Consider the following 10,829-nt stretch of genomic DNA (forward strand, 5'->3'; position numbering starts at 1 on the left):
GACGGCCGTAAAACGAGTTAAGCGTCGTAAATTGATGAAAATCAGAAATCTCGCCGTTGCGAGGGCAAGCAAGGGACAGGAACCGCCCCTTGGGACAATATGGATATTTCAGGCAGATACAAATTTATAGGCATCGCCACGACGCTCGGCATAGCCGACGCCGGGATAGGTCCAGTGGTAACCGAGCAATTTGAGCTTTTCGGACGCCGCGCGGTCCAACAGCTTTTGGCGGCTGGCGAGCGCGGCCTCGGTATCCGTATCGAAGCCGAAATGCCAGTCCGGTCTGGCGAAGAAGATCGTGTCGCTGGTGCAGGCATCCCCCGTTATGAGCAGATTGTCCCTGCCCTCGAGTTCGAGGGAGATGTGACCCGGCGTATGACCGGGCGTCTCGACGACAGACATTCCGGGAACGATCTCGTCGCCCTCCCGGACCCGTATGATCCGGTCGTCCACTGCAAACAGGTCGCGCTGGGCGCCCTTGGCGAAGCCGTGCAAACCCGCCGGCCTGCGAGCCTCGAATTCCTTGTCGGTCCAGAAATCCCACTCGGCCTGGCCGACATAATACCGGGCGTTGGGATAGAGCAGCTTGCCGTCGATAGTGGTCGTCGCCCCCGAATGATCCGGGTGGACATGGGTGAACACCACCTTGGTGATCTGTTCCGGGGAAATACCCAATGTTCCAAGATTGCCCACCAGCTTGCCGGCCGTAGGCTGGAAGTTGGTTCCCGATCCGTTGTCGATGAGAATGAGGTCCTCGCCGTGACGGATCAACGGGATGTTCGCCTGCACGGCAGCACCCTTCTCCCCGGCTCCGAGGCGCTTCAGAAAGTCCGCCCGCTCTTCAGGCCCGGCGTCCGGAAGCAGGACTTCGGGCGGAAGAATAATGAAGCCGTCGCTAACCACGGTGACATCGAAAGCTCCATGCTCGAATCTGTGGAACGAAGCGGCGAAGACATCACGGGGCAGAGCCATCGCGGCGGCGACGGCGGCAGAGCCGGCGAGCAATTGCCTCCTGGTGGCGTGAACATTGGTGTCGAAGTCGAACATGCCCTGTCTCCTTTTGCGTTCGCCGATCGATCGGATCATGGGGTCGAGATGCCGAAGCGTAGGCGCGGGCGCGGCTGCGGGCGAGTTAAGCGTCGTAAATTGGTGAAAAGCCCAGATGCAAGAGCGGTCAGACACCGCCGCCGCGGCGCATGTCTGCAACGACGTTGATCAAGGCGCGCGCGGCGCAGTGCGGCGAGTCGCCTTTGTCGCCGAGGATCAGCAGCCCGTTCCCCGCGCCCTCCGGCGCGACGAGCAGATGTTTTCCGGGGATCAGGGCCACAGGTTTGCCGGCGCTCAGGAATGCCCTGACCAATCCGGCAGCGCCTCGGTCGTCATCCGTCCAGATCGGTCCGGAGAGACCAATGCTGAAGGCCGCCGCGAAATCCTCGACGACGATCTGATCAAGGGCAAGGGTGTCGGCCAGTTCGTCGCGGGCAGCCCGATCGCTCTTGAACCTTCGTACCGCGTGATCCGATACCTCGGCAGACCGCATTCCGTCCATGATCAATGGCGAGCCGCCGAGCGGTGTGGCCATGACGACCTCCGAACCGAAATCCTTGAATGCGTAATATGGCGGGGCGATCCTCGCCAGGTCCACCTCGGCATTGCCAACCTCTTCCTCACCTTCGACGATCAATATCAGAAAGCGGATGGCGGCCTCGTTCATATCGTTCTCCTGCTCTGCGCTTATCATCAGGCGTGCGAGACAGTAGAACGAGTTTAGAGTTGTAAATCCGTGTAAATTCGCGGCCCCTCAGGGCGCTCAAACATTGCCTTTGGCGGAGGAGCCGATGCCGGCGTTACACAAAGACAGGGTCGCCAGATCGCGATCGATACGTCTTTTCCAGGCATGAGCACCATCCTGGCATCCAGCCTCGGCGCCCTGCGCTAGATGCTCCATTGCCAGCGCAACTGCGTGATCGGCATCCTGCGACAGGAGTATCTGCGCCTTCACTCGATGGGGTTCGGGCAGGCACCAGCGTTCGCCGGACCTGCCGGAATGCCCGATGGCCTCGTCGATCAGCCGCAGGGCTTCCGAATGGCGCGAAAGTCTGGCCATGGCGCTGGCGGCGATCGACTGGAAGTAGCTTTTGAACAGGGTGAAGCCGGCTGATGACAGCGTTTCCATTCCCGCTGTCAAAGTCCGGAGGCATTCCTCCGCCCTGCCCTCTCGCATCATCAGTTCGGCCTCGAAACAGTCGGCGTAGCAGTGCCAGACATCGAGCGAGAGCGCCTTGGTGTGCTCCCTCAATTGCGAAATGTAAACGGTCGCGAGATCGTCTCGACCCGAGAGGAGTGCGATCGGGCACGCGGCTTCGGCCAGGACATTGGAGAGGGACAGGGTATGGCCGATGTCGAGAGCATATTCGACGGTCTCGCGCACCTCGCCAAGCGCCTCTTCCCCCTCGCCCATGGTCCACATCGCCCGTGCCAGGATGATGCGGGCGGTCACGCGCTGGTCGAACTGGAACCGTATGGAATGCCGGCTTCCCCGCAGGCCTGAATATGCGCTCAGCATTTGCCGCAGTTCGTCACGAGATTCCGCATGGCGGCCAAGCCAGTGCAGCGTTGCACCGCGCATACGCCTGCCTATGATCGCGTCGGCCGGATCGGTCGAGGCTCGCGCAAGTTCGGTGAATTTCTCGGCGAAATCCATGCCCAGCAACGGTTCGGCACGATTGACGGCATCGACCCACAAGGCCCAGACGGCACGCAACTGATGGTCGAGGTCGCCGAGTTCCCCGGCGATCTTGAGCGCGGTGGACCAGGCCTGGATTCCGTTTTCAGGCGCCTCGGTGGCCCGCATCTGCGGCCAGCCAAGTGCGGCATACAGTTTCATGCGGCTATGCTCATCCAGTCCCGGACGCGATTCCAAGACGTTGATCGCCCGGGTGACCGCCACGAGGCATTCGTCCAGGAGAGACTGCCGGAACAGGAGGGGGAGCCCCGCCACGGTGAGCCTCACTCCGAGCAATTGATCGCCCTGTTCGCCGAACGACCAGTCGAGTGCTGCTCGCAGGTTCGCCACCAGCGAGGCATAATCTTCCGACCAATCGTCCACGGCAACGGAATAAAGCTCCTGCTCGGCGCGGGTCAGCCTGCCTTCCAGGTACTCCGCGAGCCGTGACATCGCGCGGTCCACGCCGTTGCTCTCCGTCAGTTTCTGGGCGGCGTAGATGCGTGTCGTGTCGAGAAGCCGATAGCACGTACCGGCGGATTGCGTGTCCGCGCTCACAAGCGACTTCGACACAAGCGAAGCGAGATCGTCGTCGGGCAATTCGCCCGACATCACCTCGACCGCGGCATCTCCGCCGAACCAACCCCGGAAAACAGAGAGCTCCTGCAGCGCCAACCGCTCCGACGGCGAAAGTATGGCATAGCTCCAGTCCAACGTCGCCCGGAGGGTCTGATGCCTGGGCAAGGCGGTGCGTCGCCCGCGCGTCAGCAATCTGAAGCAGTCCGACAGCGAGGCCGCCAGGCCCCGCACGCTGATCGCCTCCAACCGTCCCGCGGCCAGTTCGATGGCGAGCGCTATCCCGTCCAGCCGCGAGCAGATATCGACGACATAAGGCGCGTCCTCATCGGTGAGCTCGTAGCTCCCGAGGCAGGCGTCGGCCCGCTCGACGAACAGCTGGACCGCAGGAGATGCCAAGGCCTCGCTTGCGCCGCCGATCTTTGACGGCAGCTCCAGCGGCGGCAGCCGATGAACGCGCTCGCCCTCCGCTCGAAGCGGTTCTCTGCTGGTGGCGAGGATGCGCGCGGACGCAGACATGGCCATGATGGCCTCGACCGTGGGCGCGACGCCATCAACCAACTGTTCGCAACTGTCGAGCACCAGAGTGACATCGTTGCCGGCGAGATGGTCGACAATATCGCAGATGATATCGTCGCTCCTGGTCGGAATACCCAGCGCCGACGCGATCGCAGTCGGGATCAGGCCTGCATGGGAGACCTCCGAGAGATCGATCCAGACTGCATCGGGCATGGCGCCGCTCGCCATCGCCGCACGCGCCACCGTGGACTTTCCGATGCCACCCGGCCCGACAATGGTCAACAGGCGAGACCGGTGCAACTGGGTGGCAATCAGAGCGATGGACTGCTCCCGGCCGAAAATGCGGGGTGCGGATGGAAGATGTGCCGGGCGCTGGAGTGAAGCCGCCATCCGGGCACTGTGTTCGTCCGTGTCGAAGGACAATTCTGCGACAAAGGTGTAGCCCCGTCCGGGAACGTTCGCGATGACCTTCGATACCCGCTGGCTGTCGTCCAGGGCCTTTCTCAATGCAGAAATATGGACGCGGAGATTTGCCTCCTCGACGAACGTATCGGGCCAGACATGCTTGACGATTTCGGCATTGGTCTTCAGCTCACCGGGATGCGACGCGAGGAAAATGAGAATGTCGGCCGCACGGCTGCCAAGCGGCATCACCTGCCCGTCGCGCAGGAGTGCGCGCCGGGCAGGCACAACCGTGAACGGTCCAAAACATATGTCGCTCACCGTTAGTCTCTCTCAAGGACAGGAACGGATTTCTCGATCTGTGATGTGCATCGATCAGTCGCCGGCATCATTGCAAGCCCGCATACGGAGTTGCAACGGGAACAATGGAAATTGGACGAAAGTCTTATGTTACTGGGAGCCCTTTTGTACTTTCGGTCGTCCGAGCAGGGGCTTCCGCCCTCTCGCACGAAGACACCACGGGACTCATTTTCCGCGCCACGCAGATTCGACGCGAAAATAGTCCGCTTCCGCGCTCCTATACGCATTTCGATATCCGGCTTTGAACGACAGGCGCCACTACAATCGCAGCAGCGTTTTTCAGGAGCCGCAGCATGGATCTCGTCCCGATCATCGACATTATCGGAGAAAACAACACGGCTCTCGCCGGCGGTGCGGTTCTCGGCCTGCTCTTCGGCTTTTTTGCCCAGAAGACGGCATTTTGCACGCGTTCAGCCGTACTGGACCTGACCCGGCATCGGGGCGTCTCGGCGCTTGCCATCTGGTTCATCGGTTTCGCCGTCGCCATTCTGGGCGTACAGGGTCTCCTGTCGAAAGGTGCGCTCGATGTTACGGAAACACGCTTCTTCTCGACCGCGCAGAGCCTGTCCGGCGCCCTTGTCGGCGGCCTTGTCTTTGGCGTCGGCATGGTGCTGGCTCGCGGCTGCGTTTCGCGGCTGCTGGTGCTCGGCGCCTCCGGCAATCTGCGCGCGGCTTTCACGATCCTGATCACCGCACTGGTCGGTCTCGCCACCTATGACGGCCTGCTCGTGCCGCTGCGCGATGGCATTGGCGGCCTGTGGAACACCGCCGCCATCGGTGGCAACGATCTGCTTGCCCATGCCAACCTGCCCTCCTCCGCCGGCCTTTGGATCGGCATCGTTCTGGCGCTCGGTGCGCTGGCGCTTGCCGTCACGGCGCGTCTTCCGGCATGGAAGGTTGTCGGCGCGGCCGTCGTCGGCCTCACCATCGTTGGCGGCTGGTACTTCACCTATACGCTTTCGACCCAGGTCTTCGAGCCGATCCAGGCCGAAAGCCTTTCCTTTATCCGTCCACTCGCCACGACCGGCGCTTTGGCTACGGGTGCATCCGCTGGCTTCGGCCTCGACCAGGGCCTGCTGATCGGCACGATCCTCGGCGCGTTCGCGGCAGCCCTCGTTTCACGCCAGTTCCGCATCAAGACCTTTTCGGAAGCCGGCTCGCCGTCCATCGCCCGCTACGCCGTCGGCGGCGTGCTGATGGGCTTTGGCGGCATTCTGGCAGTCGGCTGCACCATCGGTGCCGGCCTGACCGGCGGTTCCGTGCTCGCAGTCTCTTCCCTCACCGGCCTTGCCGCCATGATCATCGGCGCAGCCGTCGCCGACCGGGTCATCGACGGGGTGCTGAGCGCACCCCGCATCGAAGCCTATCCGCACGCCGCCGAATAGCCAGCATCTTGCTTCGGCCATCGGGTCGGCCTTATACACCATGATCTAAATATATCGATCGGGAGTAGAGGGCTTTGCAAATTTGCATGCATAACGCATACGCCAAATCGATGTCGCCCCAGCCTTCGGCATCCAACAGGCGGAATTGCTCAGTTGGTCTCTAGGGCAGCACTCAAAGAAATCGAAACTTTCGCAATCCGCCGCAAGGCATGACACATCACTGCGCTCTGGCCATCCAGAAAAGCAACACAGTTGTGGCCATCTGCCGAGACCGCCGATGCACTGCAGACCGGCCGTAAAAACTTCGCGAAAACACCGAAGATCGGTCGCTGGACGACCAACGCGCTGGATACTTGGCTGGTCAGGGAAGAAAAGCCCGACTCTACGGTGAAGTTCGCTGCCGCTCGATAATCGGGCTCCAAAAAATCCTCGACCATTTTTAAATATCGTCTAAAGTACGTCTTTCTTAAATTCCGTACTGATCGAGAAAATAACCACTGGGAGGATCACGTCATGGCATGGCAGTTTCCAGCAAGCTTTTCTACGAATGTAACGGCGGTGGATCTCGGCACGACCGATGATGTCTATATCGGCACCAATGTTTCCATCGCAACCACGTCTACCTATACCATCCGCGGGACAGGGTCGGGACATGAGGTCGAGATCGATGGGTCTGTCGCCGGTTCCTATGCAGTTTACCTGGGAAATTCCAGTGACATCGAGCATGATCAGATCATCACCGTTTCCGAAACCGGACGCATTTTTGCACTCAGCTATGGCGCCATTGCTGTCGGTTATCATTCAGAAATCAACAATGACGGATCGATCAAGTCCAAGACGACCGGGGTCTATTTCAGTGGCTCGCCCGCCGACCTCACCGTTGAATCGACATTCAACAACAGCGGCGTAGTTGACGCCAGATTTTATGGAGTCGAGGCCTACGGCACGCAAAAGCTTCACACCGAGAACACCGGCATCATAAAAGGCGGCTCGTATTCGTATGTCGGCGGGAATGGCGTGGATGAAATCTTCAATTCCGGGAAGATATACGGTGCCCTTTCCATGGGGAGCGGCAACGATTATTACGACGGTCGCCAAGGCTTTGTCGACAGCGACGTCACGGGTGGCAGCGGCAACGACAAGATCTATGGCGGAACGGAAAACAATCTCTTCCACGGCGGAGCCAACAATGACCGCCTCTATGGCGGCAAAGGCGCTGACAAGCTCTACGGCGAAGCCGGCGCGGATACATTTGCGTTTCGGGCCATAGCCGAGTCGACAACAAGCGGGGTTGGTAGAGATACGATATACGATTTCTCTCACGCCGACGGCGACAAAATCGACCTGGCAAACATTGACGCCAATACCACCGCGTCGGGAAATCAAGCTTTCAAATTTATCGCCAATTCAGCCTTCACAGGGAAAGCTGGCGAGTTACAGGACTATACGTCTGGTTCCGGGCATTTCATCAAAGGTGATGTCAACGGAGACGGTCTCGCCGATTTTGCAATTCAGATCACCACGAACAATGTGTTTGTGACAGGTGACTTCATTCTTTAGCTCTTGGGACCAATCGTGCGGCGGCATTGCTACCGTTTGCTGAACCTAAGCTGGCCCCGCTCGCCCACGAAGCAAGCGGGGCCTTGTCTTGTGAAGACCAATCCTCCGCCGGCCAGTCAACAATATCGTGCAGCACGATATTACGCGCAACGCCTCGCACTCGGGCGGTTCAGCAAACGGTTCGTTGGCGACAAACTTCATGGCGGCCTGTAGAAATGCGTCATCCACTGCCCGAAGATATCGGCTCGACATAGGCAAACTTCCTGCCAGCATCGCCCCATGCCACCGACGATGGCAGAGACCTTGCTGATCATTGCTCCACCGCCTCCTTGATTGACCGGACGGGGCGAACAATCCATTCCCGCCGAGCAGCATCAACGCCACGCGGTCGTAGCGATCCATCGGTGGACAGTTTGACGAAACGGTGCGATCTTCCGAAATTACCTGAAATCACTCTTGGCTCCATATGAAGGCGGCACGAAGTGGGCGTAGAGAAACCATTCAAGCTCGTCGTCCTTGCGACATTTGATATCGATGACGAAGGCTGCCTCAGGCCCGCGGTTGAGCCACAGCAGATCGAAACGGAAGAACGGGCCGTCCGATTGGCAAAGCTGTTGGCGTCCAAGCACGCTGGCGTGGTGGTGTGGAGCCGGACCGCGGATTCGACCTTGGGGGAGTATGGACCTCCAGAAGTACTGTTCCGGAGCGGCGAGATACCGGAAATGGCTTAATCACAGTTTTCCATCTGGAAATTGAGGCACTGCTTGATGCACAAATAAAAGGGTGCAATCTATGCGCCGCGTGAGAAACCATTTTATCAGGGGACCGGAATGAAGCGTGCACCACTCGCAGCGGCGATCAAAAACTGGAAAGGCGGCGACAACGGGAAAGACGCGGTTTTCCGCATTGGCCAGGTCTTGAAGGATCGAAAGCACATTCTCCCTGGCTGGTCTCCCGCTTATCTTGCCAATCTTGGAAACATCAAAACAGTCGTCGATGTCGGCGTGCTGCGTGGGACGCCATCGCTTTATAAAGCCTACCCGAATGCTTATCTCGTGTTGATCGAAGCCCTTCCCAACTACCGCGCAGACTGCGAGGCAATCATTAAGGACCGCCCCGGCGAACTTCACAACGTGGCCGTCGGTTCCTATGACGGCGAAATCGAAATCAACTTTCTCGAAGAGGCTCCGGCTCGGTCATCGGTATTGACCCACATCATCGGCGGGACAGATACACGGACCAAAATGGCCGTGCCTATGCGCAAGATCGACACCCTTCTGGCGGGACGCGAACTCGAAGGCGACATCCTTTTGAAGATCGACACCGAGGGCTACGAGATGGAGGTGCTGAAAGGCGCTCCCGAGTTCTTGCGGAAGGTGAAGTTCGTTATCGCAGAGACGAGCGTTCGTCGGCGCCATGAAAACAGCTATCTGTTTGCCGAGCTTGTCACCTTCATGCAGTCCAAAGGCTTTGACGTATTCGACGTGATCACGGCCACTCGACCGGGGCCGGACATCCCTGGTGCCTCGATCATTGATGTTGTTTTTCTCAACTCGAATATCAACTATAACCTCCAAGATATGCCGGAGGACAAGTCTGCCCAGAACGCACCGGTGACGAATGCAGCCTTCAAAATCTCCCTGGCTGCTGAAAAACTGTATGATGCGATTACTCTATCGATGAAACAGCCTGATTTCACTGACGAAGAAGACAACGAGGACGAAGGTAGTGACCGGAAAGCGATCCCGAACACCGATCGGGATCAAGCCGACGACGAGAACGATACCGTTGACAGCGAAGCGGCGGAGCATCGTAGGAAGGCGGTTTTGGCTATTGAGGCAGCAATAAAGGACATCATTTCTCTCCGCTCAGCCGGTTCATGATAATTTTCGAAAAGCAGGGCGCGATCACTGCAACGGATGGCCTCCGACCTGAGACCCTATGCCGACACTGCGAATGTGGTTTACATCACACTCGCAGTGTCCGGCTGAACCGCCCCGAGTTTACCGGAGACCGTTTGGTTTAAGTTATGCGGCCAAGGCTGGTGCGTCCAGCGCTGCGTAATATCGTTCTTCGGCTTCGGCCGGAGGAATGTTGCCTATGGGCTCCAGAAGGCGGCGGTTGTTGAACCAGTCGACCGATTCCAGCGTGGCGAACTCTACGGCTTCGAAGTTTCGCCACGGTCCTCGCCGGTGGATGACCTCGGCCTTGTAAAGACCGTTGATCNAACCAGTCGACCGATTCCAGCGTGGCGAACTCTACGGCTTCGAAGTTTCGCCACGGTCCTCGCCGGTGGATGACCTCGGCCTTGTAAAGACCGTTGATCTTTTCGGCGCATGGGCAGTCCGGCTTGCCCGCCAACCGACGATGCGGCGAGCGAAGGCATCGATCACAAAAGCCACGTAGACGAAACCCTGCCAAGTCGCCACATAAGTGAAATCAGAAAGCCANTGCCCGCCAACCGACGATGCGGCGAGCGAAGGCATCGATCACAAAAGCCACGTAGACGAAACCCTGCCAAGTCGCCACATAAGTGAAATCAGAAAGCCAAAGCATGTTCGGCGCGGGCGCGAAGAACTGYCGGTTCACCCGGYCGAGCGGACATGGCGCAGTCTTGTCACTGACCGTCGTGCGGATCGGTTTGCCGCGAATTATGCCCTGCARCCCCATTGCCCTCATAAGCCGAGCGACTGTGCAGCGGGCGATGTCGTAACCCTCCCGTTGCAACTGTCGCCAGACCTTGCGCACGCCATAGACCTGGAAGTTCTCGTTGAACACCCGGCGTATCTCGACCTTCATGGCAATGTCGCGTCGAGCGCGGGCCGACAGTCGGTCCACATCCGTGCGCTTGGCGATGACCTCATAATAGGTGGACGGGGCAATCGGCAGCAGTCTGCAGATTGGCTCGACCCCGAGCACCGAGCGGTGTGCATCGATAAAGGAAATCATCGCTTCAGTGGGCGGTCGAGCTCCGCCATCGCAAAATATGCAGAGGCTTTCCGCAAAATCTCGTTGGCCTGACGAAGCTCGCGGTTCTCCCGCTCCAGGGCTTTCATCTTCTCMGCAACGTCACTCGGCAAACCCGCACGYTTGCCGCTGTCCACCTCCGCCTTCTTCACCCATTCATTGAGCGTATCAGCCGAGCAACCGATCTTGGCGGCTATGGAAGACACGGCCGCCCACCGCGAAGGATGCTCTGCTTCATGCTCGACAACCATTCGAACGGCGCGGGCGCGGACTTCAGGAGAAAACTTGTTTGTCGTCTTGCTTGTCATAGACCCTACTTCTCGCGAGTTGGGGTC

General features: G+C 59.2%; 7 protein-coding genes, 3 pseudogenes and 1 other annotated feature. Of the genes and pseudogenes, 3 read left to right on the forward strand and 7 right to left on the reverse strand.

From position 1 onward, the window contains the following. Positions 1-108 precede the first annotated feature (108 nt). The 3 genes from ASD31_RS22830 to ASD31_RS22840 all read right to left on the reverse strand — a co-directional run bounded on the left by ASD31_RS22830 (position 109) and on the right by ASD31_RS22840 (position 4,471). Positions 109-1,047, reverse strand: a complete 939-nt coding sequence (locus tag ASD31_RS22830) for an MBL fold metallo-hydrolase (RefSeq protein WP_056339438.1) — start codon at positions 1,045-1,047, stop codon at positions 109-111. A 127-nt stretch (positions 1,048-1,174) separates the two neighbouring features. Further along, positions 1,175-1,714, reverse strand: coding sequence for a hypothetical protein (locus ASD31_RS22835; RefSeq protein ID WP_056339440.1), 540 nt, complete (start codon positions 1,712-1,714; stop codon positions 1,175-1,177). A gap of 96 nt (positions 1,715-1,810) precedes the next feature. Further along, a complete protein-coding gene (locus tag ASD31_RS22840) occupies positions 1,811-4,471 on the reverse strand; it encodes an ATP-binding protein (RefSeq protein ID WP_056339496.1) in 2,661 nt (886 codons plus the stop codon). A gap of 404 nt (positions 4,472-4,875) precedes the next feature. Here ASD31_RS22840 and ASD31_RS22845 point away from each other — a divergent pair, with 404 nt between their 5' ends. Further along, complete coding sequence (locus ASD31_RS22845; RefSeq protein ID WP_056339443.1) at positions 4,876-5,967, forward strand: YeeE/YedE family protein; 1,092 nt, start codon at positions 4,876-4,878, stop codon at positions 5,965-5,967. A gap of 149 nt (positions 5,968-6,116) precedes the next feature. Here ASD31_RS22845 and ASD31_RS22850 read toward each other — a convergent pair whose 3' ends face one another. Continuing rightward, complete coding sequence (locus ASD31_RS22850) at positions 6,117-6,404, reverse strand: hypothetical protein (protein WP_056339445.1); 288 nt, start codon at positions 6,402-6,404, stop codon at positions 6,117-6,119. A gap of 76 nt (positions 6,405-6,480) precedes the next feature. On the opposite strand from ASD31_RS22850, the gene ASD31_RS22855 reads away from it, so the two are divergent. Both ASD31_RS22855 and ASD31_RS22865 read left to right on the forward strand, forming a co-directional pair. Continuing rightward, on the forward strand, positions 6,481-7,527 hold the full coding sequence (locus tag ASD31_RS22855; RefSeq protein ID WP_056339447.1) for a calcium-binding protein: 1,047 nt from the start codon (positions 6,481-6,483) through the stop codon (positions 7,525-7,527). 830 nt (positions 7,528-8,357) lie between these two features. Further along, on the forward strand, positions 8,358-9,410 hold the full coding sequence (locus ASD31_RS22865; protein ID WP_056339451.1) for an FkbM family methyltransferase: 1,053 nt from the start codon (positions 8,358-8,360) through the stop codon (positions 9,408-9,410). Positions 9,411-9,554: 144 nt separating this feature from the next. Here ASD31_RS22865 and ASD31_RS26850 read toward each other — a convergent pair. From ASD31_RS26850 to ASD31_RS22870, 3 pseudogenes are all read right to left on the reverse strand, one after another. Beyond that, positions 9,555-9,753: pseudogene (locus ASD31_RS26850) on the reverse strand (IS3 family transposase); the annotation flags it as partial. Between the two features lie 110 nt (positions 9,754-9,863). Then, a pseudogene (locus tag ASD31_RS27130) lies at positions 9,864-9,977 on the reverse strand (DDE-type integrase/transposase/recombinase); the annotation flags it as partial. A gap of 1 nt (position 9,978) precedes the next feature. After that, a pseudogene (locus tag ASD31_RS22870) lies at positions 9,979-10,802 on the reverse strand (IS3 family transposase); the annotation flags it as partial. After that, positions 10,402-10,518 (reverse strand) — a sequence feature (AL1L pseudoknot). (Overlaps the previous pseudogene by 117 nt.) Positions 10,803-10,829 lie beyond the last annotated feature (27 nt).

This window comes from Rhizobium sp. Root482, from assembly GCF_001426565.1.
In the GTDB taxonomy this organism is placed as follows: Bacteria; Pseudomonadota; Alphaproteobacteria; order Rhizobiales; family Rhizobiaceae; genus Pararhizobium.